Origin of the sequence: Asanoa sp. NPDC049573, from assembly GCF_040676615.1 — a bacterium.
Classification (GTDB): Bacteria; Actinomycetota; Actinomycetes; order Mycobacteriales; family Micromonosporaceae; genus Asanoa.
In genome coordinates this window covers 141,823-167,618 of the sequence record NZ_JBFAPI010000011.1, presented here as the reverse complement: position 1 = coordinate 167,618, position 25,796 = coordinate 141,823, and the positions used below count along the sequence as shown (strand labels likewise).

General features: G+C 70.4%; 23 protein-coding genes. 13 read left to right on the top strand and 10 right to left on the bottom strand.

Translation table 11 applies throughout. The features are described 5' to 3' along the window. Positions 1–67: 67 nt before the first annotated feature. Positions 68–1,267 (top strand): ABC transporter substrate-binding protein, encoded by a 1,200-nt coding sequence (locus AB0J74_RS24095; RefSeq protein ID WP_363451509.1) that lies wholly within the window; start codon positions 68–70, stop codon positions 1,265–1,267. Here AB0J74_RS24095 and ddaH read toward each other — a convergent pair. Then, positions 1,242–2,096: a dimethylargininase gene (gene ddaH / locus AB0J74_RS24090; protein WP_363451507.1), complete on the bottom strand. Its 855-nt coding sequence runs from the start codon at positions 2,094–2,096 to the stop codon at positions 1,242–1,244. The genes AB0J74_RS24095 and ddaH overlap by 26 nt on opposite strands. 58 nt (positions 2,097–2,154) lie before the next feature. Here ddaH and AB0J74_RS24085 point away from each other — a divergent pair, with 58 nt between their 5' ends. Then, on the top strand, positions 2,155–2,613 hold the full coding sequence (locus AB0J74_RS24085) for an Lrp/AsnC family transcriptional regulator (protein WP_363451505.1): 459 nt from the start codon (positions 2,155–2,157) through the stop codon (positions 2,611–2,613). Between the two features lie 165 nt (positions 2,614–2,778). Beyond that, complete coding sequence (locus AB0J74_RS24080) at positions 2,779–4,503, top strand: beta-propeller domain-containing protein (RefSeq protein WP_363451503.1); 1,725 nt, start codon at positions 2,779–2,781, stop codon at positions 4,501–4,503. Between the two features lie 573 nt (positions 4,504–5,076). Here AB0J74_RS24080 and AB0J74_RS24075 read toward each other — a convergent pair. From AB0J74_RS24075 to AB0J74_RS24065, 3 genes are all read right to left on the bottom strand, one after another. Beyond that, a complete protein-coding gene (locus AB0J74_RS24075) occupies positions 5,077–6,159 on the bottom strand; it encodes a hypothetical protein (RefSeq protein WP_363451501.1) in 1,083 nt (360 codons plus the stop codon). Positions 6,160–7,039: 880 nt separating this feature from the next. Continuing rightward, a complete protein-coding gene (locus AB0J74_RS24070) occupies positions 7,040–7,306 on the bottom strand; it encodes a DUF6457 domain-containing protein (RefSeq protein WP_363451748.1) in 267 nt (88 codons plus the stop codon). Continuing rightward, positions 7,303–7,911, bottom strand: coding sequence for an NTP transferase domain-containing protein (locus tag AB0J74_RS24065; RefSeq protein WP_363451499.1), 609 nt, complete (start codon positions 7,909–7,911; stop codon positions 7,303–7,305). Before AB0J74_RS24065 ends, AB0J74_RS24070 begins: the two co-directional genes overlap by 4 nt. 273 nt (positions 7,912–8,184) lie before the next feature. Here AB0J74_RS24065 and fdhD point away from each other — a divergent pair, with 273 nt between their 5' ends. Next, the gene (fdhD, locus tag AB0J74_RS24060) at positions 8,185–9,069 is read left to right on the top strand and encodes a formate dehydrogenase accessory sulfurtransferase FdhD (protein WP_363451497.1); all 885 of its coding nucleotides are present in this window, start codon (positions 8,185–8,187) and stop codon (positions 9,067–9,069) included. 70 nt (positions 9,070–9,139) lie between these two features. Here fdhD and AB0J74_RS24055 read toward each other — a convergent pair whose 3' ends face one another. Further along, complete coding sequence (locus AB0J74_RS24055) at positions 9,140–10,282, bottom strand: DUF4192 domain-containing protein (protein WP_363451495.1); 1,143 nt, start codon at positions 10,280–10,282, stop codon at positions 9,140–9,142. 145 nt (positions 10,283–10,427) lie between these two features. Then, positions 10,428–11,006 (bottom strand): GNAT family N-acetyltransferase, encoded by a 579-nt coding sequence (locus tag AB0J74_RS24050; RefSeq protein ID WP_363451493.1) that lies wholly within the window; start codon positions 11,004–11,006, stop codon positions 10,428–10,430. Here AB0J74_RS24050 and AB0J74_RS24045 point away from each other — a divergent pair. From AB0J74_RS24045 to AB0J74_RS24005, 9 genes are all read left to right on the top strand, one after another. Next, positions 11,005–11,895 carry a fructosamine kinase family protein gene (locus tag AB0J74_RS24045; protein ID WP_363451491.1) on the top strand — a complete coding sequence of 297 codons (891 nt, stop codon included), beginning with the start codon at positions 11,005–11,007 and terminating at the stop codon, positions 11,893–11,895. The two genes, AB0J74_RS24050 and AB0J74_RS24045, sit on opposite strands and share 2 nt — an antisense overlap. 130 nt (positions 11,896–12,025) lie before the next feature. After that, positions 12,026–13,057, top strand: a complete 1,032-nt coding sequence (gene moaA, locus AB0J74_RS24040) for a GTP 3',8-cyclase MoaA (RefSeq protein WP_363451746.1) — start codon at positions 12,026–12,028, stop codon at positions 13,055–13,057. 158 nt (positions 13,058–13,215) lie between these two features. Continuing rightward, on the top strand, positions 13,216–13,491 hold the full coding sequence (locus AB0J74_RS24035; RefSeq protein WP_363451489.1) for a MoaD/ThiS family protein: 276 nt from the start codon (positions 13,216–13,218) through the stop codon (positions 13,489–13,491). A 12-nt stretch (positions 13,492–13,503) separates the two neighbouring features. Further along, positions 13,504–14,988, top strand: a complete 1,485-nt coding sequence (locus AB0J74_RS24030; protein WP_363451744.1) for a metallophosphoesterase — start codon at positions 13,504–13,506, stop codon at positions 14,986–14,988. 70 nt (positions 14,989–15,058) lie between these two features. Further along, entirely contained in the window at positions 15,059–18,217 is a 3,159-nt protein-coding gene (locus AB0J74_RS24025; protein ID WP_363451487.1) for a UvrD-helicase domain-containing protein, read from the top strand. Positions 18,218–18,357: 140 nt separating this feature from the next. Beyond that, the gene (locus AB0J74_RS24020; protein ID WP_363451485.1) at positions 18,358–19,185 is read left to right on the top strand and encodes a flagellar basal body protein FliL; all 828 of its coding nucleotides are present in this window, start codon (positions 18,358–18,360) and stop codon (positions 19,183–19,185) included. 123 nt (positions 19,186–19,308) lie between these two features. Further along, the gene (locus AB0J74_RS24015) at positions 19,309–20,511 is read left to right on the top strand and encodes an ATP-binding protein (RefSeq protein WP_363451483.1); all 1,203 of its coding nucleotides are present in this window, start codon (positions 19,309–19,311) and stop codon (positions 20,509–20,511) included. A 51-nt stretch (positions 20,512–20,562) separates the two neighbouring features. Next, positions 20,563–21,171, top strand: a complete 609-nt coding sequence (locus tag AB0J74_RS24010; protein ID WP_363451481.1) for a DoxX family protein — start codon at positions 20,563–20,565, stop codon at positions 21,169–21,171. A 182-nt stretch (positions 21,172–21,353) separates the two neighbouring features. Further along, positions 21,354–22,811, top strand: a complete 1,458-nt coding sequence (locus tag AB0J74_RS24005; protein ID WP_363451479.1) for a glycosyltransferase 87 family protein — start codon at positions 21,354–21,356, stop codon at positions 22,809–22,811. A gap of 106 nt (positions 22,812–22,917) precedes the next feature. On the opposite strand, the gene AB0J74_RS24000 is transcribed toward AB0J74_RS24005, so the two are convergent. The 4 genes from AB0J74_RS24000 to moaC form a co-directional block, all read right to left on the bottom strand. Further along, positions 22,918–23,328, bottom strand: a complete 411-nt coding sequence (locus tag AB0J74_RS24000; RefSeq protein WP_363451477.1) for a molybdenum cofactor biosynthesis protein MoaE — start codon at positions 23,326–23,328, stop codon at positions 22,918–22,920. Beyond that, positions 23,325–24,503: a molybdopterin molybdotransferase MoeA gene (locus AB0J74_RS23995; RefSeq protein ID WP_363451742.1), complete on the bottom strand. Its 1,179-nt coding sequence runs from the start codon at positions 24,501–24,503 to the stop codon at positions 23,325–23,327. The genes AB0J74_RS24000 and AB0J74_RS23995 overlap by 4 nt, the downstream gene beginning before the upstream one ends. Positions 24,504–24,622: 119 nt before the next feature. Next, positions 24,623–25,108, bottom strand: coding sequence for a MogA/MoaB family molybdenum cofactor biosynthesis protein (locus tag AB0J74_RS23990; protein WP_363451475.1), 486 nt, complete (start codon positions 25,106–25,108; stop codon positions 24,623–24,625). Further along, the gene (gene moaC / locus AB0J74_RS23985) at positions 25,105–25,590 is read right to left on the bottom strand and encodes a cyclic pyranopterin monophosphate synthase MoaC (protein WP_363451473.1); all 486 of its coding nucleotides are present in this window, start codon (positions 25,588–25,590) and stop codon (positions 25,105–25,107) included. Before moaC ends, AB0J74_RS23990 begins: the two co-directional genes overlap by 4 nt. Positions 25,591–25,796: the final 206 nt, after the last annotated feature.

Here is a 25,796-nt window from a genome sequence, read left to right as displayed (position 1 = left end):
GTCGTTAAGACGGTAGGAACCCGGGGGAGTGTGGGCAACTAGCCCACCGGTCGGGGAGGGTCGTTCCGTGTCGCAGATGGATCGTCGCCAGGCGTTGCGGTTGTTCGCCGCGCTGGGTGCCGCGGGCTTCGTCGCGGGTTGCGGCAAGGGAACCGATGAGGCGGCCGCCGGCAACCAGCTGGTGAGCGACAAGCCGATCAAAATCGGTCTGATCGCCCCCCAGACGGCGGGCTACAAGAGCATCGGCGACGAGATCGCCCGAGGCTTCAACCTTTTCCTCGAGATGAACGACCAGCGGCTCGGCGGTCACCAGGTTCAGCTCGTGGTGGCCGACGAGGGCGACACGGTCGAGTCCGGCAAGGCCGCCCTCGACGGGCTGCTCAAGCAGGGTGTGCTGGCGTTGACCGGCGTCGTCAACTCGACCGTCATGCTCGGCATCCGCGACACCGTCGAGCAGGCCCGGATCCCGCTGATCGGCTCGGCGGCGTCGCCGTCCGACCTGCAGAGCGTTGTCTACATCTGGCGTACGTCCTATGTGAACAATGAGCCCGGCCAGGCGCTCGGCCGCTGGGTCGCCCAGGAGACCGACGGCAAGGTCGGCATCATCGCACCCGACTACGAGGCCGGCCGCGATGCCGTCGAGGGTTTCCGCAGCACGTTCGGCACCACCGACCCGCGGATCGCCGCCGGTCCGGTGTGGACGGAGTACGTCGCCGAACCGACGAAGAACTTCTTCCGGGCCAAGATTGACCAGGTGCGCAAGGGCGGCACCAAGACGATCTACTGCTTCTACAATGGACAGGCCGGCGTCGAGTTCCTGCGCCAGTTGCACGCCGACGGTTTCACGGGCGCCGTCTACGCGCCAGGCTTCCTCACCGAGGGCGAGGTCCTCAGCGAGCTCAAGGGCGCCGAGGCCAACCAGATCTTCACTGCGCTCAACTACTCGCCCGACCTCAACAACGCGGCCAACCGCGAGTTCGCGTCCGCCTACCGCGGTGCCTACGACGCGACGCCGACCACGTACGCGGTGGCCTCCTACGACGCCGCTCAGGCGATCGACAAGGCCGTCCGGATCGCCGGGCCCGACCCGACGCCGCAGGCGGTCAACCTGGCCATGGGCAAGATCGGCGTGATCGACAGCCCGCGCGGTGAGTGGCAGTTCAACCAGACCCGCACCCCGCAGCAGAAGTGGTACCTGCGCGAGGTGCGCCGCGACGGCCCGGTGTTGTCGAACGTCGTGATCAGCGAGCTGGCGACGCTGGGCTGAGCCGCAGTTCGGCCACGCAGCACTTGACGCTGCCGCCGCCCTTCTTCAGCTCGCTCAGCTCGACCGGGACGGGCGTGTAGCCGGCCGCGGCCAGCTTCCCGCCGAGGCCGGTCGCTTCGGCGTTGAAGACGACATTGCGGCCGTCACTGACCAGATTCAGTCCGAAGGCCAGCGCGTCGGCTTCGTCGGCGATCAGCGCGTCCGGGAAGAGTTGGGCCAGCACCCGCTGGGAGCCAGCGGAGAAGGCCCCCGGGTAGTAGGTGATCGTCTTGTCGTCGAGGGCGGCCAGGGCCACGTCGAGGTGGTAGAAGCGCGGGTCGACAAGCTGCAGTGAGATCACCGGGCGGCCGAGCGCCTCCTGGGCGTGGCTGTGCGCCACGGACTCCGTGCGGAAGCCATGACCGGCAAGGATCATTCCGCCGTACGCGTCGGGCAGGTAGGCGAAGTCGCCCTCGCCCTCGTTGATCTCCGTCGGCTCGACGTAAGGCCAGCCGTGCTGGTCGTAGAAGGCGCGGTGGGCGGCGGCCTCGGCGGCGCGCTGGGGGTAGCGGAAGCGGGCGCCGAAGGCCACCCCGTCGACGGTGAAGCCACCATTGGCGGCGTAGACCATGTCGGGCAGCCCGTCTTCGGCCGGCAGCACGTGCACGGTGTGGCCGAGCCCGGTGAGCGTCTCGCGGAGCAGTTGCCACTGCTTCAGGGCCAGCTCGGCGTCGACCGGCGCGCTCGTATCCATCCAGGGATTGATCGCATACGCGACCTCGAACCGCTCCGGCGGGCACATGAGATATGTCCGCATCCGTGACATCCGCTCGTCCTTCACGATCACCATGATCAGGTACTCTTCGTGGTCAAGACAGCCGAATCTCTTGCTTGCGAGAGGCGAAACGTTGCAGATCGACGACGTAGACCAGCGAATCATTGCGTCACTCGTCGCTGACGCCCGAGCCTCGTACTCGGAGATCGGTGAACGGGTTTCGCTCTCCGCTCCGGCGGTCAAGAGGCGCGTCGATCGGTTGCGTGCCGCCGGGGTAATCCGCGGGTTCACGGCGGTCGTCGACCCGGCGGCCGTCGGGTGGACGACGGAGGCCTTCGTCGAGCTCTACTGCACCGGCCGCACCACGCCCGCGCAGCTCACCGTCGCGACGCGGCGGCATCCGGAGGTGGTCGGCGCCTACACGGTCTCCGGCGAGGCCGACGCGCTCGTCCATCTGCGGGCCGCCGACATCGCCCACCTGGAGCAGGCCCTGGAGCGGTTGCGGGCCGAACCGTTCGTCACCTCGACCCGGAGCATGATCGTGCTGAGCCGGCTGGTCGACGCGCCGAACGTGGTGCCGCCGCCGAGCTAGCGGAACGCCGCCGGCCGCGGGCGCGTCCAACCCGGCATGACGATCGCCCGCCGCGGCGCGTACGCCGTTGTCGCTCTGTTGCTTGTCTCGGGGTGCACGGCTGCCCCCGCGCCTGCGCCCGCGCCCGCACCGGTGGCGGCTCTCCCCCCGCCGGCGTTCCGCCTGGTGGGTTTCGACTCGTGCGCCGACGTGCTGGCTGGTCTGAAGCGCGCGGCGAAGGCGGTCGTCACGCCGTGGGGCTTCGCCGAGGCCATCGTGTCCGCCGGAATCGCCCGCCGGACGGCGACCGGCTTCGCGATCGAAGATGCGGCCAAGGCGGCGCCCGAGCCGGCCGGAGCCGGCTACTCGGGCACCAACACCCAGGAGGTCGGCGTCGACGAGCCCGATCTGGTCAAGACCGACGGCCGCCGGATCGTGACGGTCACGTCGGGCGTCCTGCGGGTCGTCGACGCTGCGAGCCGCCGGGTCACGGGCCGCGTCGACCTCGGCGGCGACGGCTACGACGAGGCCAACCTCCTGCTGTCCGGCGACCGGGCGCTGGTGTTGATGTCACGGCTCAACTTGGTAGCTCCCTTCAAACAAATGCCGGACAACGCCCGTACGCTCCGGCTCGTCACGGTCGACCTGGGCGGCTCGAGCCCGACGGTCGTCGGATCCTTCACGATCGACGGTTCACTGGTCGACGCCCGCCAGGTCGGCGCGACCGCGCGGGTCGTGGTGCGCAGCCGGCCACGGATCGAGTTCCCCTATCGCGAGAATGGGACCGACAAGCAACGCCTGGCCGCCAACCGAGCCATCATCGACCGATCCACTTTGGATGGTTGGTTGCCGCGCTGGACGTCGGACGACCGCGGCGAGAAGCGGAGTGGCCAGATCGACTGCGGCGCGGTCCGCAGGCCGGAGACGTACTCCGGCACGTCGCTGCTGACGGTGCTGAGCTTCGACATCGGCGCGGCCCTGGGCACCGGCGACCCGACGACGATCGTGGCCGACGGTGACTTCGTCTACGGCAGCGGCACGAGCCTGTACGTGGCCAACGACGAGAGTTGGCGCGCCGGATTGGGTGACCCGTCCTTCGCGCCGCAGGACCAGGCGACGAAGATCTACCGCTTCGACATCACCGGATCGGGCCCGCCGCGCTTCGTCGCGTCTGGTTCGGTGCCCGGTTCGTTGCTCAACCAATACGCGATGTCGGAGTTCGACGGCCACCTGCGGGTTGCCGCAACGCGGTCAACGTCGTCCTCGGTCTACGTGCTGCGCGCCGCGGACATGTCCCAAGTCGGGCACGTCGGCGGCCTGGGCCGGAACGAGCGGATCTACGCGGTCCGTTTCACGGGCCCGGTCGGGTACGTGGTCACCTTCCGCCAGACAGATCCGCTCTACACCCTCGACCTGCGCAACCCGTCAGCGCCCTCGGTGGCCGGCGAACTGAAGATCAACGGTTACTCGTCGTACCTGCACCCGATCGACGCCGACCACGTGATCGGGGTGGGCCAGGACGCGGACGCGAACGGCCGCGTCCTCGGCACCCAGGTGTCGGTGTTCGACGTGACCGATCTGGCCAGTCCGCGCCGGGTCGCCCAGCATCGTGTGAAGGACGGCTGGTCGGAGGCGGAGTCCGACCCCCATGCGTTCCTGTACCGGCCGGAGACGAAGTTGCTGGTCGTCCCGATCGCCACGCGGTCCCAACCGGGCGCGTTGGCGTTGCGGTTGTCGGGGTCAGGGTTGGACGAGCTAGGGACGCTGCAGCACCCCAACACGATGGGCTGGGAGGGCGCGATTCGGCGCTCGTTGATGGTCTCGGGAACATTGTGGACTGTCTCGGACACGGGAATGCGTGCCACTGACGCGACGTCGATGCGGGAAGTGGCGTGGGTCCCGTTCTCGTAGGCGAGGTTGCATCGGCCGGCATCCGCCGGCGCGCGAGGCACGGTCCTCGGCACGCCGCAGGCGATTGGCTCTCAGCGCTCGCGTCGACTGGCGGAAGGGCCGTAGGCCGCGGTCGGCCCTCGGCGCTGCCCTCTTGCCGAAGCGCTGTAGGCCGCGATCGGCCCTCAGCGCTCACCTCCATGGCTCAAGCAACGTAGGCCGCGATCGGCCCTCAGCGCTCACCTCCATGGCTCAAGCAACGTAGGCCGCGATCGGCCCTCAGCGCTCGCCTCGATGGCTCAAGCAACGTAGGCCGCGATCGGCCCTCAGCGCTCGCCTCGATGGCTCAAGCAACGTAGGCCGCGATCGGCCCTCAGCGCTGGCCTCTTGCTGAAGCGCTGTAGGCCGGGACCGGCCCTTAGCGCTCACGTTCATTGCTCAAGCGCCGTAGCCCGCGATCGGCCAGCGCTCGCCTCGTCGCGGAAACCCCGTCCGCCGCCGCCACCGTTGCGTTCGCGGAAGCTTAGGGGCCCCTCGATAGCCCGGGGCCTGCTCTGCTGCCGGGCGGTCCGCCTGTCTCGTCGCGAGGTCTGGCTAGAGGTACATCCCGGTTTTGGGCTCCTGGGCGGTGCGGTTGATCGGCTTGTCACCTTCGCCGAAGAAGCGTTTGCCGCCGAACTCGCCGTGTAGGCGGTCGTCGAGTTCGTCGGCGAGCCCAGTCATCACCTGGACCGCGAGCATCAGGTGGGTCGCCTGGAAGTTGCGGCCGAACACCGGGATCGAGGCCCAGACGGTGTCGTTGGTGCAGTAGAGGCGGCCGATCGGCATGCGGTTGGTCAGCTCGGAGAGCTTGACGTAGAGCTGCTCGGTCGGCTCGATCTCGGTCAGCACCGGCGAGAAGACGTCGACGAGCGGCGGGTTGTCGCGAACGCGTACGAACACCATCGCCGAACCCGCCCGGATGCCGATGTCGCCGTCGGAGTCGACCTTCAGCTGCTCGGGCTCTGACTTCATCAGGGTGGCGACGACCGTCCGGACCCGCTCGTCGAGCGCGATGCTGTCGTCTTCGACGACGACCTCGCCGCGGGCCGCCAGCGCCTGGCCGGTCTTTATCGCCTCGTCGAGGTCCAGGCTCCCGGCAACCTCAGGCCGCGCGGTGGCAAGCGCCTCGACGTCGATCGGCTCGTCTTCGGAGTCGTGCACGAGGTAGACGAGGAACGCCGGGTGCGGTGCGCCGTAGACGTCGCGCAACGTGCGCGAGACGGTCGTCGCGATCTTCGAGGCGTCGTTGATCGAGGCGTGCAGCCCGAACTGCTCCCCCGAGTCCGGCAACACCCCGGGCGGCGACCACCCAAGTGCCACGAGGTCGGCGACAGCGGCACGATCGAGCCGGTATCCCTGCGGCAACCCGGCGTTCCCGACGGCAAGCGCCTTGACCAGCCCGTCGCCAACGATCAGCAACTCAACGGAGTAAACGGCGGTGCCCGTCCCCGAGGCGGTTGGATCCAGCGTCAGCTCGACCCGAGCGCCGGCCGGCAATTCGGGGAGCATCTTCGCCAGCGCCCGCGCGAAGTCACGCCAAGCCTCGGTGACCTTGCCCTTCAAATCAGCCGTGCTGGCCTCGTCGAGCAGGATGGCGTCGGTAAGCCCATCGTCCCCCGCACTCGCTGACGTCATGATCGCCTCCGTCCGTCAGCCACACCCTACCCACGGCACCGGTGCCCACGGATAGGCCGGTGTGAGTCGGATAACGGCATTACACCGCGCTTACGCCAGGTCTGCTCACCCAGCCACCCGAGACCCACGCGAGCCTCAGGCCAGACCCATGATCATTGCTCTTCTCCAGCCGGATTTTCGACGCTTCCGGCCGCAGCGGCAAGATCAGACCTGGTTCGGTATGCCCCGATCGTCGGGCCCTTGACCGGATCTCCCGACCTGCGTCCACGGGCTCTCACATCGCGGGCATCTCTCGCCGGCCCGCACGCTGCTTGATCGGGCAAACCGCCGCGGGTTGCGGCCTATCCAATCCAACGCCCGCACAATCCGCGGACGTTTAGCGGGCTCAGGCCCACCCTCGGCACCACGCTAACGCGATCGGCGGCCGGGACGAAGTTTGCCGGTGCCGGAACGGAAGTCGCAGCCGGCGAACGACACAGGCTGCGGCAGAGAATCGCGGCGACTGGGCCTGAAGGCGCCGGCCCTCGCGGCCAGCTCCGCATAGCTCGTCGGCGCCTGGCGAGGCTCCGCGCCCACCGCCAGCTCAGGGTTGGTCGCCCACACCGGTCGGGCTCAGCGCGCACCGCCAGCTTCGGGGTTGGTCGCCCACGCCGGTCAGGATCCGCGCCCACCGCCAGCTTTCAGGGTTGATCGCCCACGCCGGTCAGGCTCCGCGCCCACCGCCAGTTTCCGCGTTGGTCGCCCACGCCGGTTGGGCTCAGCACCGTCAGCTTCGGGGTTGGTAGCGCCGCCCGGTGGACTCAGCGCTCCCGCGACCCGCGGTTGTAGATCGCACCGCTGCCAGCCACCGCTGCGGTGTCGTCGCCCCCGCTGGGGCGGCTCAGCGCTCGCCGGCAGTTTCGTCGTTCTGACCTGCAGCGGTGTCGCCCTGGGCCATCGCGAGCGCGGTCAGCGCCGCCGCGGCCTCATGTGGGTTGGCGCCGCGACCGACGGCGAGCCCGAGCAGGTAGGCGGTAACCGGTGCGGCCGGCCGGACCGTGTTGTGCGCGACGTCTCGGGCCAGGTTGAGTACCAGCGACACCGACGCGTCCGTCGGCGCGATGCCTAGCTCGGCGCATGCGGCCTTGACCCATTGGTCGAGGGTCATTCCGCCTTTTCCGCTGTCAGCCATTCTCGAACCTTACGGAGATCGTCCTCGGTATCACAGTCGAACCACGGCGGCGGCCCGGCGCGATCCCACGACACCTCGACCACGTCCAACGACTGGACCAATGCCCGCATGGAGGCGCCGCTCAGCCCGCAGGCGCGCCCGGCGGACAGGCCGGCGACGCTCTGCCGCAAGGCGTCGGCCCGCCACGCCCCGCACAACAGCTGCCGCCGCCCATCCTGGTCGACGAACAGCGCACCGTCTGCCGTGGACAGTGGCTCGCGCAAAGCGGCGACGGCGGGCGCGGTCAACAACGGCAGGTCGCCGGCCACGACGACCACCTCGCGCGAGTCTCGATCGATCTGCGCCAGTCCGGCGGCCACGGCGGCGACCGGCCCACCACCGGGCGGCTCCTCTCGTGTGTAGCCCACTCCCTCGGGCACGTCACAGCTGCCACCGACGACCACCCGGGAGTCGGCACCCGCCAGCGCGTCCAACACCCGGTCGCGCATCGACCGGCCGGCCACCATCACCGACGGCTTGTCGGGACCGCCCATCCGCCGGCCCGCGCCGCCGGCCAGCACAACGGCCGCAAACCCCGCCATAGCGCTCCCCTCGGCTACAATTCCGCCCCCGACCCTACGGCGACCCGATCGCACCACGGCAGCAATCGCGCTCTCCCATCAGCCTGCCAGCGGATCTCCGCTCCGGGCGCACGGGCCCGCGCCGCTCAACCAGCGGGCCATCCGCCCACCCGTCGCGGCTTGTGCCGCTACTTCCGGGGCCCCAAGACCCAATAATCGCGCGCTGCGAGGCGACGCTCCGGATTTGCCGGTCGTCTCTCGGCGGCGGGCCTGTAGGCGGGGCAGGATGGGGGCGTGGGAAGGGTTACCGACCGGCGCGAGATCGTCCGGATCGACCTCTCGGCGTCGACTGCCGTGCGGCGGATGGACTCGGTCTCCGGTGAGGAGCCGCTCGAGATCCGCGTGGGAACCCGCGGCGATGGCAATGCGCCGCGGAGGCCGCTCGCCGTCACGATGCGTACCCCCGGTGACGACATCGATCTCGCCATCGGCTTTCTGCTGACCGAAGGGGTCATCCGCGACGCGGCAGACATCGTCACCGCTCAGCTCTGTGCCGGAACGGACACTCCCAACACCTACAACGTGGTCGACGTCGTGCTGGCCGACGGGGTGCCCGCGCCCGACACCGATCCGGCCCGCGCCTTCTACACGACCAGTTCCTGTGGCGTCTGCGGAAAGGCGAGCATCGACGCGATCCGTACGAAATCGGCTTGGCACCTCGCCGACGACCCGATGACCGTCTCCGCCGAGGTGCTGGCCGGCCTGCCTGACCGGCTCCGGGCCGCGCAGCAGACGTTCGCTCGCACCGGTGGGTTGCACGCCGCCGGCCTCTTCACCGTCGGTGGCGACCCGGTGTTGGTGCGGGAGGACGTCGGGCGGCACAACGCCGTCGACAAGGTCGTCGGCCGGGCGGTCGCGGAACACCGACTGCCGCTGCGCGACCACATCTTGCTGGTCTCCGGGCGGGCCAGCTTCGAGCTCACACAGAAAGCCTGGATGGCGGGCATTCCGGTGCTCGCGGCCGTCTCGGCGCCCAGTTCGCTCGCCGTCGACCTGGCGCAGGAAGCGGGCATGACGCTGGTCGGATTCCTGCGCGGAGCGACGATGAACGTGTATTCGGGTGTTCACCGGGTCACCCAGCCGCAACCCGATCGAGCGGCAAGCCCGGCGGTGCGCTGAGAGCCACCCGGCCGCCACCAGGAGGAACGCGGTCGCGACGCCCAGCCACGAAAATTCCACGGCACACCGCCTAGCTCGCCTGATCGAGGCCCGTGTGCGGGCCGATCCAACGACGACGGCTGGTGCGACGGTCGCGCCGCGGCGATGCCCGATGTGGTTGGGCCTCGGCCTCCACCATGATCGACGGCGGCAGGCACTGGTCGAGGACTTCATCGATCATCCGGGCCAGCGCGTAGTCGGGGTCGACCGCCAACGCCCGCTCGATCGCGATGACCGCCAGCGCGCCGCGGCCCGAGCGCCATGCCGCATAGCCGAGCAGGCTCGCCGGCGCCGCGGCGAGTGGCGGGTCGACGCGGCGCACGACGTCGCTCCACAGGTCGATCTGCCAGTCGTCGTCGGTGGTGTGCTCCCACGCATGATCACGCACCGGCAGGTGGACCAGCAGGACGCTGAGCCACGCCACCTCGTCGTCGCTCAGGCGCCGGCCGGCGCGGTAGCGGTCGACCGCATCGTCGACTGCTTCGTCGCCAGCCGCCCGCAGGGCCTTCGCGACCCGGGCATTGGCGCGGACGGCCGCTCCGGCCGCGCCAAGTGTCATGGTCCGCAGGCGGGGCGAGCCGCTGTCGGCGGCCGACCGGGCGCCTTCGACGAGGGCGGTCAGGCGCGTGTCGGCACGGGCCGTGGCCTCGGTCATCGCCACCCGCGCGGCGCCGTCGACCGGGGCGATGGACGCCGCGACCGCCTCCCGGTCAGGGAGCGCGACGCAGCCGGCGAACACCGCGGCGGCGTCCACGCAGGTGGTCGCGGGGTCGTAGGGCTTGCCCTCGGGTGGGCAGCAGGTCGGGTTCGAGCAGACGTATGACCAGTAGCGGCCAGCGTCGACGCGCAGCACGTCGAGGGTCTGGATGTCGGCCGATCGCAACGCCGTGCACAACGCCTCTGCCACGGGCGTCACGGCTTCGGACGGCCCGTATCCGACGATCGCGACCGTGTCGGCGTGGTGGAGTTGGAGCAGGGACACCAGCTTCTGCGCGACGTGATCGGCGGCAACCGCGCCGGGCAGGTCGCCGCGGGCTACGAAGCGCACTCGTTCGCCGACGATCGCGATGACCACGATGCTGTCGGCCGGATGGAACCCGAGCAGATAGGGCACCGACGCGATCAGGTCGGCGCAGGAACGCAAGGTGATGGGTGGCGCCTCGGTAGCGGTCATGGCGCGGAAGCGTGGCCGATGCCGGTACGTGATCGCCACCGCACGATGGGCAACCTGTGGATAACTCCGGGTCGGGCGTGTCGTGGCACAAGTTATCCACAGGTGTCGCGTGAAGATCCCCGCGCAACGCCGCCGGCCGCGAAACTCAGCTTCGGAAACGCAGCCCGAACAGGTCGATGTCGACGTTGTCCACGGTGGACGGCGTCGGGTGGAGGTCGAGGCTGAGCTCGACAGCGGAGAGGAGGTCGAAACCAGCGGCATGAAGCGACTTCAGAGCTTCGACATTGCGCGACTCCGGCCGGATCGTGAGCCGCGCCAGCGAGCGTTTCTTCGCCTCGGCGGAAACATGCTTGAGCAGCTTGGCGCCCACCCCCGAGCCACGGTGGCGGGCCGCGACGACGATCGGCTCCACCTCGCCGGTGGTGCCGTGCATGACCAAGCCGACCAGCCCGATCACGCCCTCGCCGGGGTGTTCGGCCACCCATATCCCGGACAGGTCGAGCCGGGTCAGATAGTCCTCGAACCCGGCACCGGGGTCAGCGCCGGGCGACGTGCCATAGAGCCCGCTGCGCCGCTCCGCGAGCTCGACCCAGAGGGTCCGCCCGGCGGAGTGGTCTCCCGGTCGATAAGGGCGGACCACGACATCCGTCATGTCCTCATGCTTACTCTCCGAAGCCACCCGGCGGAACCCGACGCACGACAGGGGTACAGACTTGGTCGTCATGGACCTGGCCTACCTCCGGTCTCATCCGCAACATCTGCCGACATTTCTCAAGCACCAGCGGATACGCGAGACGCCGGTCGCGGGCGGCAGCATCGCGGCGGCGTCCCGGCTGACCCTCGACGACGGCGCGTCGCTGTTCGTCAAGACCTGGCCCGAGCAGTCGCCGTCACCCGCGCCCGAGGGTTTCTTCACGACGGAGGCGGCCGGTCTCGATTGGCTGCGGACACCAGACGGGCCGCCGCTGCCCGAGGTGCTGACGGCGCTGCCGGAGCTGCTGGCACTGGAGTGGCTCGACGAGGGACAACCGACCAGGGATGGCGCCGAGCGCTTCGGTCGGCAGCTCGCGATCATGCATCGCGCTGGTGCGCCGGCGTTCGGCGCCGACTGGCCCGGCTTCATCGGCGCGCTGACGCAGGACAACACGCCCTCGGCGCAGCCGTGGCCGCAGTGGTTCGCGGAACGACGGCTACAGCCGTATTTGCGGCTATCGGCAGATGGTGGGGCACTCTCCGCCGCCGACATCGAGGCGACAGAGCGGTTGATCGACCGGATCGAGGTGTACGGCGGAGCCGAGCCGCCGTCGCGCATCCACGGCGACCTGTGGCCGGGCAATCTCTACTGGGCGAGCGACGGCCGGGCGTGGCTGATCGACCCCGCCGCACACGGCGGTCACCGCGAGACCGACCTCGCGCAGCTCGCGCTCTTCGGCGGGGCGCCCGAGCTGGCGCGGATCGTCGACGCCTACCGGGAGGCCTGGCCGCTCGCCGACGGCTGGCGGCAACGGGTGCCGTTGCATCAGTTGCACCTGCTGCTCGTGCACACGGCTTTGTTCGGTTCGGCCTACCGGTCCGCGGTCCGCCAGGCGGTCGACACCCTGCTGCGGACCTAGGGCCAGCTCCCGGTCGGTGGCCGCCGCGCGGCCTCAGGTTTGCGCCCGGCTAATCCGCGATCGTGGCGTTGGGGTGACCTTGCGGGAATCCACGCGCGCGAGCGTTACGCGATACGGTCGAACGGTGACGATAACCGAGGTCCGGGCCACGGATGGGGCGTTGTCCGACCGCTTCGGACGGGTAGCAACCGATCTGCGGGTGTCGCTGACTGACCGGTGCAACCTGCGTTGCACCTACTGCATGCCTGCTGAGGGGCTTGCGTGGCTGCCGCGGGAAGAGTTGCTCACCGACAACGAGATCGTCCGGTTGGTGCGTGTCGCGGTGGAGCGGCTCGGTGTCACGGATGTCCGGTTCACCGGTGGTGAGCCACTGATCCGGCCCGGCCTGGTCGCGATCGTCGAGGCTTGTGCCGGGTTGCGGCCTCGGCCGCGAATGTCGGTCACCACCAACGGCATCGGGTTGGAGCGGATGGCGTCGGCGCTGAAGGGCGCTGGGCTCGATCGGGTCAACGTCTCGCTCGACACACTCGACCCGGAGCGGTTCAAGGCGCTGACGCGGCGGGATCGGCACACCTCGGTGATCGCGGGACTGACCGCGGCGGCGGACGCGGGGCTCGTTCCGGTGAAGATCAACTCGGTGTTGATGCGCGGGGTCAACGACGACGAGGCGCCTGAGTTGGTCCGGTTCGCGTTGGCGCACGGGTACGAGCTGCGGTTCATCGAGCAGATGCCGCTCGACGCGCAGCACAGTTGGGACCGGGCCACGATGGTGACGGCCGACGAGATCCTGGCGTCGTTGCGGTCCAGCTACCGGCTGTTGCCCGATCCGGTCGAACGCGGTGGTGCGCCGGCGGAGACGTGGGTGGTCGATGGCTATACGGCGAGCGATGGTGGGCCCGCGCGGGTTGGCGTGATCGCCAGCGTCACGCGGCCGTTCTGCGGGGACTGCGACCGCACCCGGCTCACGGCGGACGGGCAGATCCGCAACTGTCTGTTCGCGACGGAGGAATCCGACCTCCGCGGCGCGATGCGCGGCGGCGCGAGCGACGAAGAGTTGGCCAAGCGGTGGCAGGCCGCGACATGGGTCAAGCGGGCCGGTCACGGCATCGACGATCCGTCGTTCCTGCAGCCGGCCAGGCCGATGTCCGCCATCGGCGGCTGACGGGCCGTCAGGGGACAGCCGGCCAAGCGACCGCCGGCCAAGTGACCGCCGGCCAAGCGACCGCCGGCCAGACCGATGCCCGCATCGGCGGCTGACGGGCCGCCCGCAGCCGACGGTGTGGGACGGATCGAATTCAGCCGGGCGATAGGCTGATCGGCATGGGTAATCCCGTCGACGGGTCGGCGTCGGGGGTCGTCACCGTCCGGTTCTTCGCCGGGGCGCGGGCGGCCGCCGGGGTCGCGGAAACCAGCGTTGCCGCTGGGTTGACCCACGATGACTTCGTCGCCGAGCTCGCCGAACGACACGGTGAGCGGTTGGCGACCGTGCTGAAGGTGGCGAGTTTCCTGGTGAACGGGGTTGCCTGGCGCGACGGTCAGCGGCCGTTGCCGGCCGGTGCCGAGGTTGACGTCCTGCCGCCGTTCGCGGGTGGGTAAGTGACCATCATCCTGCTGGCTGTTGTCGGTCTCGCTCTTATCGGTCTGATCCACTTTTATCTCTGGAAACGCCTCGTGCGGGACGCCACGCGCCCCGGGCCGTGGCGTCGGGCCGGCACGGTCGTCGCCGTCGTTCTCGGGCTGTTGGTTCCGGCGACGCTGATCGGCACCCGCGTCGGCGTGACGGTGCTGGCCTGGCCGGGTTACCTGTGGATCGCGCTGATGTTCTACCTGCTGGTGGTGCTGGTCCTGCTGGAGATCCCGATGCTGGTCGCGCGCATCGTGGTCCGCCGCCGGCCCGCGACGTCGAACCAGCCGGTTGGGGACAACGCGCCTGTGGCATCCGGCCAGCCGGCAGCGGCACGCCGGGCGGTCGAGACCACCGACCAACAGCGGGTTACCGGCGAGCATGAACAACACCAGGCCGCCGACGACGCCACCCGCCAACCGACAGCGGCACGCCGGGCGGTCGAGACCACCGACCAACAGCGGGTTGCCAGCGAGGATGAACAACGCCAGGCCAGCGGCCGGCCGGCGGAAGCGACCGGAACCACGCAGCGTCGAACGCTGGCTCAGCACGAAGTCGCCCAGTCAAACGGCGACGCCCCCGGCCAGGCCGATGCCACAGCGGCACGGAACGAAACACAAGCCTGGACGCCCGGCATCGAGCGGCGGCTGCTGCTCGCCCGCGGTGCCGCCATCTTCGCGGGGCTCACCGCCACCGGCATCACCGCCTACGGTGCGCGGACGGCATTGGGCGCACCCCGACTGGACCGCGTCCAGATCACGCTGGCGAAGCTGCCGCGGAGTATGGACGGGTTCCGGATCGCCACCGTCTCCGACATCCACCTCGGTCCGCTCGCCGGGCGCGCGCACACCGAGCGCATCGTCGCCGCCGTCAACCGGACCAATGCCGACCTCGTTGCCGTTGTCGGGGACCTGGTCGACGGCAGCGTGCGGGAAATCGGCGCGGCCGCCGCACCGTTGCGCGACATGCGCTCCCGCCACGGGTCGTTCTTCGTGACCGGCAACCACGAGTACTACTCCGGCGCCGACGAATGGTTGGCCGAGGTGGAACGGCTCGGGATCCGCACGTTGCGCAACGAGCGCGAGCTCATCAGCAGGGCCGGCGGCGCCTTCGACCTTGCCGGTGTCAACGACGTCGCGGGTGAAGGGACCAGCACCGGCGGGCCGGACATTCCCGGTGCGCTGCGGGACCGCGACGCCACCATCCCGGTCGTCCTGCTCGCGCATCAACCCGTCCAGGTGCACGACGCCGCGAAACAGGGTGTCGACCTGCAGCTGTCGGGGCACACCCACGGCGGCCAGATGGCGCCGTTCAACCTGCTCGTCAAGCTCGACCAACCGGTGGTCCGGGGCTACGCACGGTTCGGCGACACCCAGCTCTACGTCACCAACGGCGCCGGATTCTGGGGGCCGCCGGTGCGGGTCGGCGCACCGCCGCAAGTCACTCTTGTGGAGCTTCGTAGCCCATAACGGGTGTGCGACACGCCGCACCACGGTGGACGGTCACGGCATTCTTCATCGGGGCGTGGCACTATGCGGCGTGCTCCCGTACAGCGCCGTACCCTTCGTCGCGGATCTGCACATCCATTCCAAGTACTCCCGCGCCTGCAGCCGCGACCTCACCCTGCCCAACCTGGCGCTGTGGGCCCGGCGCAAGGGCGTCACCCTGCTCGGCACCGGCGACTTCACCCACCCCGCCTGGTTCGACCACCTGAAGGACAACCTTCAACCCGCCGAACCGGGGCTCTTCCGGCTCGACCGCGACGCCGAGCAGGCCATCACCCGACAGCTGCCGCCACGGCTGGCCAGCAGCGAGGAGCAGGTCCGGTTCGCGCTCTCCGTCGAGATCTCGACGATCTACAAACGCGACGATCGCACCCGCAAGGTGCACCACCTGATCTACCTGCCCGACCTCGACGCGGTCGCGCGCTTCAACACCGCGCTCGGGCGGATCGGCAACCTCGCCTCCGACGGCCGGCCGATCCTCGGCCTCGACTCGCGCGACCTGCTGGAGATCACGCTCGAAGCCAGCCCGGACGGCTATCTCGTGCCGGCGCACATCTGGACGCCGTGGTTCTCGGCGCTGGGCAGCAAGTCCGGCTTCGACGCGATCGCCGACTGCTACGCCGACCTGGCCGACCACATCTTCGCCGTCGAGACCGGGCTCAGTTCCGACCCCGCGATGAACTGGCGGGTGTCGAGCCTCGACCGCTATCAACTGGTGTCCAACTCGGACGCCCACTCGCCGCCGGCGCTGGCCCGCGAAGCGACCGTGCTGGCCACCGAACTCGACTATTTCGCCATCCGCGACGCCTTGCGCACCGGCGACGGCCTGGCCGGCACGCTGGAGTTCTTCCCCGAAGAGGGCAAATACCACGGCGACGGCCACCGCCTGTGCGGCGTCAACTGGGCGCCGGCACAGACCAGGGCGGCCGGCGGCCTCTGCCCGGAATGCCACAAACCGCTGACCGTCGGCGTCCTCAGCCGGGTCGAGGATCTGGCCGACCGACAAGACGGACAAATCCGAAATGGGGCCAAGCCGGTCCAGCACCTACTAGCCCTGGCCGAGATCCTCGGCGAGATCGCCGGCGTCGGCCCCCGCTCGAAAACCGTCGAAGGCAAGCTCAACACCCTCGTCGCCGCCCTCGGTCCCGAGCTGACCATCCTCCGCGAAACCCCGCTCGACGACATCAAGCGGATCGGCGGCGACCACCTCGAAGAGGCGATCCGGCGCCTCCGCACCGGCGACGTCCACCGCACCCCGGGCTACGACGGCGCCTACGGCATCATCCGCGTCTTCAGCCCCGACGAGTTGCCCAGCGGCTCCCCGCAAGCCGACGCCCTGTTCGACGTACCCCAGCAGACCAGAAGAAAAGCCACAAAGCCAACAGACCGCCCGAGCGAGGGCTCCGCGCGGCGCGGCCCGGTCAAGCGGGTCGAGCCCACCCCACCCCCGATCCCGCCGCCGCCGCAGGTCTCGCCACACGAACCGTTCGAGCCGATGCTCGCCGGCATGGAAGAGGTCGGCACCGGCCTGCTCGACCGCCTCGACGCGATGCAGCGGGTCGCGGCCTCGGCGCCCGGCGGCCCGATGCTGATCGTCGCCGGCCCGGGCACCGGCAAGACCCGTACGCTCACCCACCGGATCGCCTACCTCTGCGCCGAACTGGGCGTCTTCGCCGAGCACTGCCTCGCGATCACGTTCACCCGCCGAGCCGCCGAGGAGCTGCGTACCCGCCTCGACACCCTGCTCGGCCCGGTCGCCGCCGACGTCACCGTCGCCACGTTCCACTCGCTCGGCCTGACCATCCTGCGCGACAACGCGGCCGCCGCCGGGCTGCCGAAAGACTTCCGGATCGCCGACGACACCGAGCGGGAGACCGCCCGCAAAGAAGCGGGCGACGACAACGCGAGCTATGTGAAGCTGCTCCGCGGCCAGGACCTGGTCGACCTCGACGAGCTGATCACGCTGCCGCTGCAGCTGCTCCGCAAGGACCCCGACCTGGTCGACCGCTACCAGGGTCGCTGGCGGTGGATCTTCGTCGACGAATACCAGGACGTCGACGAAACGCAGTACGAGCTGCTCCGCCTGCTCTGCCCGCCGGACGGCAACCTCTGTGCGATCGGCGACCCGGACCAGTCGATCTACTCGTTCCGCGGCGCCGACGTCGGCTACTTCATGCGCTTCGCCGAAGACTTCATCGACGCCCGGCTGGTGCGGTTGACCCGCAACTACCGCTCGTCGGCGCCGATCCTGGCCGCCGCGGTGCAGGCCATCGCGCCCTCGACGCTGGTCCGGGGTCGCCGGCTGGAGCCCGCCCGCCTCGACCCCGAAGCGCCGTTGGTCGGCCGTTACGCCGCGACCTCGGTCACCGACGAAGCCGACTTCGTCGCCCGTACCGTCGACGACCTGGTCGGTGGCCTTTCCCACCGGTCGTTGGACTCGGGACGGATCAGCGGCAACGCCGCCGGCATCTCCTTCTCCGACGTCGCCGTGCTTTACCGCACCGACCAGCAGGCCGCCCCGATCGTCGAGGCACTGGCCCGCGCCGGCATCCCCGTGCAGAAGCGCTCGCACAACCGGCTGCGCGACCGCGCCGGCGTCGCGGCCATCGCCCGCGAGCTGCGGCTGGCCGGCCCCGCCGGCGAAGGTCACCTTCCCGTCCGGGTACGCCGTGCCGGTCAACTCCTCGCCGAACGGTTCGCGACACCCACCCTCGACAGCAGCAGCACCCCGAGCCCGGCCGACGTGTGGTCGGCGGTCGAGGTGCTCACCCCGCTGGCCCGGCGCTGCGGCGACGACCTCGAGCAGTTCCTGGCCCAACTCGCCACCGGTGCCGAGGTCGACGCGCTCGACTCGCGGGCCGAGGCGGTCACCCTGCTCACCCTGCACGCGGCGAAGGGCCTCGAGTTTCCGATCGTGTTCCTGGTCGGCTGCGAAGACGGCCTACTCCCCCTGCGACATTTCGGAAGCAGCACCGACGACGACACGGCCGAGGAGCGCCGGCTGTTCTTCGTCGGGCTGACCAGGGCACAGGACCGGCTCTACGTGTCGCACGCGCAGCGCCGGTTCCGGTTCGGCGGTGAGCGTGACACCGGCCCGTCGCCGTTCCTCGGCGCGATCGACGCGGGCCTGTTCGAACGGCTCGGCACGACCGAGGAACGCCGGCCGAAGGACCGCCAACTCCGCCTGATCTGACCCATTGGCCGGGCGCGGGGTACGTTGGCGCGGTTCCGGGAGGTGAGCCCCGCAGGGTCAGACGCTACGGTGACCAGAGCACCGCGACCCCCCGCGCGGTGGCCATCGATGAGATCTCCCCTTGGCCAGGAGGAACGTCCATGTCGAACTACGGACCGCCGAACGGTGGGCCGTACCCCGGTCCGCCGCAGGAACCCCGGCACGGCCGAGCGCCCAACGACCCGTACGGGCAGCCGTCGGACCCGTGGGGTGGGCAGGACCCGTGGGGTGGCCAGCCGCAGTCCAGCCCGCCCGGGGGACCGGGGTCGCCCAGCTACGGCGGCGGCCCGGGCTATGGCAACCCTGGCGACTACACCCAGGGCGGCGGCTACGGCCAGCCCGCGCCGGGCTACGGCCAACCGGGGCCCGACTACGGCCAGCCCGGCTACGGTCAGCCCGGCTACGGTCAGCCGACGCAGCAATACGACCCCAACTTCCAGCAATACGGTACGGAGCCGGCCTGGTCGACGCCGCCCGAGGAGCCGCCGCGCAAGAAGCGCTTCAGCCCCGTACTCGTGCTGGTCGTCGTCCTGGCCGTGCTGGTATGCGGCGGCGGCGCGGCGGCGGTCTACTTCGTCGGGCGGCCCGACGACGATAAGGCCGTCGAGGCGCAGAACTCGCCCAGCCCGGCGGCGCCGACCGCGAGCACCGAGCCGACCTCGAAGCCCGACGCGGAGTCGTCGGCCGACGCCCGGTTCGTCAAGAAGGGCCAGTGCGTGAAGAACGTCGGCTCCACCGACGACCCCAAGCTCGAGATCGCCAAGTGCGCGGCGAAGACCTACCAGGTGCTGGCCCGGTTCGACGCGGCCACGACCGGCCAGGACGACGCCGAGAAGAAGTGCAAAGACGTCGAGGGCTACACCGACTGGTACTTCTTCGACAGCCCGCTGGACCTGAACGACTACGTACTCTGCCTGAAGCTCCGATAGGCGAAACTAGGGCTATCTAGCAAGAGCGCTAGATAGCCCTAGTTAGGGCGAGACCGCGACACGCCGTACCCACATCTAAGCGTTTCTAGGGTCTTTCCTAGATCGACCGATACGGTCATCGACATGGATCCGGTGCGCAACCCCTACGCACCCGGCGCCGGCCAGCGGCCTCCGGAGCTGGCCGGGCGCGACCGCGAGCTCGACGTCTTCGACGTGGTGCTGGAGCGGGTCGCCCGCGGCCGCCCGGAGCGCAGCCTGGTGTTGACCGGGTTGCGTGGCGTGGGCAAAACGGTGCTGCTCAACGCGCTGCGTTCACAGGCGATCGGCCGGCTCTGGGGCACCGGGAAGATCGAGGCCCGGCCCGACCAGTCGCTGCGCCGCCCCGTCGCGGCCGCGCTGCACATGGCGGTGCGGGAGCTGGCACCGCGGCATCGCGCGCCCGACCGCATCGACGACTTCCTGGGCGTGCTCAAGGCCTTCGCGCTGCGCGCCAACCAGGCCAACGCCAAGTTGCGCGACCGCTGGCAACCCGGCATCGACGTGCCGCCGAAGTCCGGGCGCGCCGACTCCGGTGACATCGAGATCGACCTGGTCGAGCTGTTCACCGACGCCGCAGCCGTCGCCACCGACGTCGGCACCGGCATCGCGCTGTTCATCGACGAGATGCAGGACGTGCCGGCCGACGACGTGTCGGCGCTGTGCGCCGCCTGCCACGAGCTTTCGCAACTCGGCGCGCCGCTGATCGTGGTCGGCGCCGGTCTGCCGCACCTGCCCGCGGTGCTGTCGGCGGCCAAGTCCTACTCGGAGCGACTCTTCCGCTACCAGCGCATCGACCGGCTCGACCGGATCGCGGCCGACCAGGCGCTGTGTGCGCCGGCGGAGCGCGAAGAGGTGGAATACGAGCCGAAGGCGCTCGATCTGCTCTACGACAAGTCGGGTGGATACCCCTATTTCGTCCAGGCCTACGGGAAGGCTACCTGGGATCACGCCCCGCGTACGCCCATCACCGCCGGCGACGTGCGGGTCGCCGCGCCCGAGGCCGAAGCCGAGCTCGCGGTCGGCTTCTTCGGTTCCCGGTTCGAGCGCGCGACACCGGCCGAACGCGAATACATGCGGGCGATGGCGGGCCTGGCGGCGAACGGGACGGACGATATGGACATCGCCGTAGCCACGGCGGACGTGGCCCAGTCGCTCGGCCGCCGCCCGGCCAGCCTGTCGCCGGCCCGCGACGCCCTGATCAAGAAGGGGCTCATCTACTCCGGCGAGCGCGGCACGGTCGCCTTCACGGTCCCCCACTTCGGACGGTATCTGCGTACGCAGCCCTGAGTCGCACCGTTTGGGGGATACGGCGGCCCGCGACGGGGTAAGAGTTAAACCATGAGTCCCGTACGCACGGTCGCGCGCCTGTTTCTCAGCACGATCTTCGTCGTCAGCGGCGCCCGCTCGGTCACTCGACCGACGGCGTTCGTGCCGCGGGCGCAGAAGGTGACCGAGAAGGTCGGCCCGCTGTTCGAGAAGACCAACCCGAGCTTGCCGACCGACCCCGAGACGCTGGTCCGGCTCAACGGTGCGGCCCAGGTCGTGGCCGGCCTGCTGCTGGCGACCGGGCGACTCACCCGGCCGGCGGCGATGGTGCTCGCCGGCACGCTGGTGCCGACCACGCTGGCGGCGCATCCCTTCTGGACGGTGAAAGACCCGCTGGAGCGGCGTCACCAGGAGACGCATTTCATGAAGAACCTGGGCCTCTTCGGCGGGCTGCTGCTCGCCGCGAGCGACACCCAGGGCCGGCCCGGCCTGGCCTGGCGGGCGAGCCACTACGCGGGTCACAGCCGGCACGCGCTCGAACACGGCCGGCACAACCTCGACCACGGGCTGCACCAGCTCGGGCGCAGCGGGCAGTCGCTGCGCCGAGCAGCAAAGACGGCCCGGCGCGAGGCGAAAATCGCCTACCGGGCCGCCGCCGCCGGGCGCAAGTTGCCGAGCTGAATCAGGCAGGAACTACCTGAAACGCATGAACCAGTCGCCCTGCGTTAACGCGGACGAAATGTCGCGAACTAGTGTGGGATCGGACACGGTCGGATAACGCCACGGGTGACGAAACACGGGCCCCTCTAGGCTCGGTACGGACCTGGACGGCACGTTACAAAGGGTACGGGGGTGGCCACGCCATGCCGGCGACCGTCGGAAGACGGATGGACCGCCTCGTCCAGCCCAGCAGCCCTGTCCGTGGGATCTATCGTCGAAACGTCGTACGCGTCGCGCTCATCGGTGCCGCGTTCGTCACGGCCTGGTACGCCATCGGTGCGTTCGGCAGGCCGTACAACTTCTTCGACATGAAGATCTACCACGGTGCGGCTGTCTGGTGGGCGAGCGGGCGCGATCTCTACGCATACGCTGCGCCGGACACGGGGCTCGGGTTCACCTACCCACCCTTCGCCGGCGTGTTGATGCTGCCGATGTCGCGGGTGCCGTTCGCGGCCGCCGCCTGGATCAACGTGGTGGCCAGCCTGCTCGCCCTCGCGGTCGTGATGTGGGCGCTGCTCGGCCCGATCGCCCGGCGTTATGGCTGGTCACGCTGGTTCGCGGTGGGCCTGACGGTGCCGGTCGCGGCCGCCATCGAGCCGGTGCGCGAGACCCTGGGCTACGGCCAGATCAACCTGCTGCTGTTCCTGCTGATCATGGCCGACATGGTGGCGCTGCGCTGGCGCGCCCGGGCCAGCGCGGGCTTCGCGCCGACCGGCGGCGCCCTGGTCCGCTTCATTCGCAGCGGTTCCTGGGCCGGCGTGGGCATCGGCCTGGCCGCGTCGATCAAGCTGACCCCGGCCCTGTTCGTGGTCTACCTGCTGGTCACCAAGCAGTGGCGGGCCGCGACCACAGCGGTGGCGACGGCGATCGCCGTCTCGGCGGGCACCTTCCTGGTGGCCGGCCGTGACTCGTCGGCCTACTTCCTGCGGGTGATCTGGGAGACCGAACGCGTCGGTGCCGCCGACATGACCCCCAACCAGTCCCTGGCCGGCGTGCTGGCCCGCCTCTACGACACCCCCGAGGCGCCGACGCTGCTCTGGCTCTCGTTCGCGCTGCTGGTCTTCGCCCTGGGCCTGTCCCGGGCCGCCCGCGCCCACGCCGACGGCGACGAACTCACCGCGTTCACCCTGGTCGGCCTGACCGCCAACGTGATCAGCCCGATCTCGTGGAGCCACCACCTGGTCTTCGTCATCCCGGCGATCCTGGTGCTGGCCGACGCGGCGATGCGCCGCCGAGACGCGAGCCGGGGCCTGGAGAGCGGCCGTCGCCTGACCCGCCGCGGCCTGACACCGAGCGCCGGCATGGGTGGCCTGGCACCGCTGCGCACGCCGATCTGGTTCCCGGCGTTGACCGGGTTGCGGCACGCGAGCGCCGCCCTCGGCGTCTACCTGCTGTTCCTGATCAGCCCGATCTGGCCCTACGAGCACCAGTTGCCGGAGTACTCGCACTACGAGGACGGCCTCTGGGGCGCCCTGATGGAAAACTCGCTGGCGCTCGCCCTGATCATTCTGGTCGCCACCCTGCCGTGGCGCCCGGGCGCGGAACCCGCCTTCTACCCGGAGACGATCCGCATCGACCGACGCGCGATCCACCAGCGATAACCCACGTTCAACAGCATGTCCCGGGCCCGTCGGGGGCGCGACCGTCGCTCCCGCCGGGGACCGCTCGCTTCGCTTCGCTGCCAGGCCCGCGGTGGTCAGGGTCGATCTAGGGACAGTTGACCCATTCTTCGGTGCCGTCGGCGAAGGCCTGGCGCTTCCAGATCGGCAGGCGGGCCTTGGCCTCGTCGACCAAGCGGCCGCAGGCGGCGAACGCGGCGCCGCGGTGGGCTGTGCTGACGGCGGCGACCAGGGCCACGTCGCCGATCTTCAGCGGGCCGACGCGGTGTGAGACGGCGACGGCGTACACCTCGGGGTCCTTGGCGATTTCCGCCGCGACCTCGCGCAGGACGTCGATCGCTGACGGGTGGCCCTCGTAGTCGAGGCTCAGGACAGAGCGGCCGCCGTCGTGATCGCGGACCACGCCCTGGAACGAGACGACCGCGCCGGCGCGCGGGTCGGCCACGGCTGCCTCGTGGGCAGCGAGGTTGAGTGGCTCCGAGGTGACGCTGACGATCACGGTCGTTCTCCCGGGAGTAGCGGCAACGGTACAAACGGTACCCGCGCCCCTGCCTCGCCAGAGGTTCCCGGCGCGATTGCCGCGAAGCCGTGGGCGCTGGCCAGGCCGCGCAGCATCGCCGAACCGACGTGGCGCACCGGGCGCGCGGTGCCGGTCGCGGCATCGACGTGCACCAGCGCCAGATGGGTGTAGTCGCCGCGGCCCGGCACCGGGTCGGCCAGGACGACCGTTGCCAGTTGCGGCAACGGCCGGCCGCGCAGGCCCGCCAGCAACGGCTCGACCAGGGACGCGAGCGCGACCAGCGCCGACTGCGGGTTGCCGGGCAGGCCGGCGATGAAGCGGGCCCGACCGTCGTCGCCGGTCACTCGGGCGACCAGCATCGGGAAGCCGGGGCGGACGGCGACCGTGTTGACCAGATAGGAGGCACCGAGCGCGGCCAGCGCGGGGTGCAGGTGGTCGACCGGGCCGTGCATGGTGCCGCCGGTGGTGCAGACCAGGTCACTGTCGGCCAGCGCCGAACGGATCGCCGCGACGTGCGCGTCGAGGGTGTCTTCGACCGGGCCGACCACGGCGCCGGGAGCCACCGCGCAGCCGTAGCGGCGGAGCAGGGCCGGGACGTTCGGGCCGAGCGCGTCGCGGACGCGGCCGTCGCCGGGCGGGCCCTGGGTGAGCAGTTCGTCGCCGAAGATGCGCAGCGAAGCCCGCGGTCGCGGGTGCACGGCGAGCTTGTCGTAGCCGCAGGAGGCCGCGAGCCCGAGCACGCCCGGGTCGACCGGGGTGCCGGCCGGGATGAGCAACTCGCCGCGTTCGGCCTCTTCTCCGGTGCGGCGCCATTCGACCGTCTCGCGCAACTGCCCGGTGACCCGGCCGTCGGCGGTGCGGGTCGATTCTTCGACGCGGAGCACCGCCTCGGCTCCGGGCGGCAGCATCCCACCGGTGGCGATCTCGACCGCGGTGCCCTCGTCGCGCAGCGGTGCGGGGGAGTTGCCGGCGAGCACCGTGCCGACCAGCGTCCACGGCGCCGGACCGCGGACGGCGTAGCCATCCACACTCGACGTCGGGAAGGCCGGCAGCGCGGTCAGCGTGACCAGGTCGCGCGCCAGCGTCAGCCCGTCGGCCTCGTCGACCGGCACGTCGACCAGCGGGAGTTGGGCCGCGCGACCGGCCTCCCACATCAGCGTGCGGGCCCGGTCCCAGGCGGTCGGTGCGGTGGTCGCGACGGTTTCGGCGGTCACCTTGCGAGCCTATCGCCGATCATGGAGAAGGGGCCGGTCCGGCAGGGCCAGGCCCAGGCCTAGACGTCTGATGCGGGGTGATCTCCGCCGCGTAGCTGGTCGACCGCGTGCACCAGGATCGGGCCGAGCACGGCCAGGCCGTCGCGGGCGCCGCCCTTCGAGCCGGGCAGGTTGATCACCAGGGTGCGGCCGGCGACGCCGGCGACCCCGCGGGAGAGCGCGGCGGCCGGGACCTTGTCGCGGCTGTGTGCCCGGATCGCCTCGGCGATGCCCGGCACCTCGTAGTCGAGCAGCACCTTGGTCACCTCGGGCGTCTGGTCGGTCGGGGTGATGCCGGTGCCGCCGCTGGTGACCACCACCTCGATGCCCTCGGCGATCGACATCCGCAGCGCCTGGGCCACCGGTTCGCCGTCGGGGACCACGATCGGCTCGCCGACCTCGCAGCCGATTTCGCGCAGGCCGTCGGCCAGGATCGGCCCGCTGGTGTCGGCGTAGACGCCGGCGGCCGCCCGGTTGGACGCCACGATGACGCGGGCCCGGATCACTGCTCGCCCTCCCTGGTCCACAGCCCGGTCTTGCCGCCTTCCTTCCGCAACACCCGCACGTCGTGGATGGACGCCGCCGGGTCGACGGCCTTGACCATGTCGACCAGCGCGAGGCCGGCGGTGGCGACCGCGGTCAGCGCCTCCATGTCGACGCCGGTGCGGTCGGCCGTGCGGGTCACGGCGGTGATCTCGACGGTGTTCTCGCCGAGTTCGAAGTCGACGGTCACGCCGGTCAGCGCGATGGGGTGGCAGAGCGGCACGATGTCGGGCGTCTTCTTGGCGCCCATGATGCCGGCGATCCGGGCCACGGCGAGCGCGTCGCCCTTGGGCAGGCCGTCGCGGCGGAGCAGGTCGATCACCTCTGCGGTGGTGCGCAGCCGGCCGGCGGCGGTGGCCCGCCGGGCGGAGACGTCTTTCGCGGAGACGTCGACCATGCGGGCCGCTCCGCTCTCGTCGACGTGCGTCAGGTTGCTCTCGGCCACGGTCTGAGCCTATCCGTGCCAGGCCGGGCGCCGTGCGCCACGGACGCTTTCCGGCTCAGTTATATGAAACTCGTAATATCGCACAAATTTTGTCCGCCCACCGCGCTGTTCGCTAATGCGCCGGGGGAATGGGGCGCGCGGTTATTGATGGTCGCCACATGGCGCATGGACGGTCGACTGATCGGCTACGGAGAGTGGCAGTTCGA

Excerpts from the sequence above, each read along its gene's own strand:
- ddaH (WP_363451507.1), bottom strand. The coding sequence starts at position 2,096 with ATGGTGATCGTGAAGGACGAGCGGATGTCACGGATGCGGACATATCTC.
- AB0J74_RS24075 (WP_363451501.1), bottom strand. The coding sequence starts at position 6,159 with ATGACGTCAGCGAGTGCGGGGGACGATGGGCTTACCGACGCCATCCTG.
- AB0J74_RS24070 (WP_363451748.1), bottom strand. The coding sequence starts at position 7,306 with ATGACCCTCGACCAATGGGTCAAGGCCGCATGCGCCGAGCTAGGCATC.
- AB0J74_RS24065 (WP_363451499.1), bottom strand. The coding sequence starts at position 7,911 with ATGGCGGGGTTTGCGGCCGTTGTGCTGGCCGGCGGCGCGGGCCGGCGG.
- AB0J74_RS24055 (WP_363451495.1), bottom strand. The coding sequence starts at position 10,282 with ATGACCGCTACCGAGGCGCCACCCATCACCTTGCGTTCCTGCGCCGAC.
- AB0J74_RS24045 (WP_363451491.1), top strand. The coding sequence starts at position 11,005 with ATGGACCTGGCCTACCTCCGGTCTCATCCGCAACATCTGCCGACATTT.
- AB0J74_RS24050 (WP_363451493.1), bottom strand. The coding sequence starts at position 11,006 with ATGACGACCAAGTCTGTACCCCTGTCGTGCGTCGGGTTCCGCCGGGTG.
- AB0J74_RS24035 (WP_363451489.1), top strand. The coding sequence starts at position 13,216 with ATGGGTAATCCCGTCGACGGGTCGGCGTCGGGGGTCGTCACCGTCCGG.
- AB0J74_RS24020 (WP_363451485.1), top strand. The coding sequence starts at position 18,358 with ATGTCGAACTACGGACCGCCGAACGGTGGGCCGTACCCCGGTCCGCCG.
- AB0J74_RS24015 (WP_363451483.1), top strand. The coding sequence starts at position 19,309 with ATGGATCCGGTGCGCAACCCCTACGCACCCGGCGCCGGCCAGCGGCCT.
- AB0J74_RS24010 (WP_363451481.1), top strand. The coding sequence starts at position 20,563 with ATGAGTCCCGTACGCACGGTCGCGCGCCTGTTTCTCAGCACGATCTTC.
- AB0J74_RS24005 (WP_363451479.1), top strand. The coding sequence starts at position 21,354 with ATGCCGGCGACCGTCGGAAGACGGATGGACCGCCTCGTCCAGCCCAGC.
- AB0J74_RS23995 (WP_363451742.1), bottom strand. The coding sequence starts at position 24,503 with ATGTGGGAGGCCGGTCGCGCGGCCCAACTCCCGCTGGTCGACGTGCCG.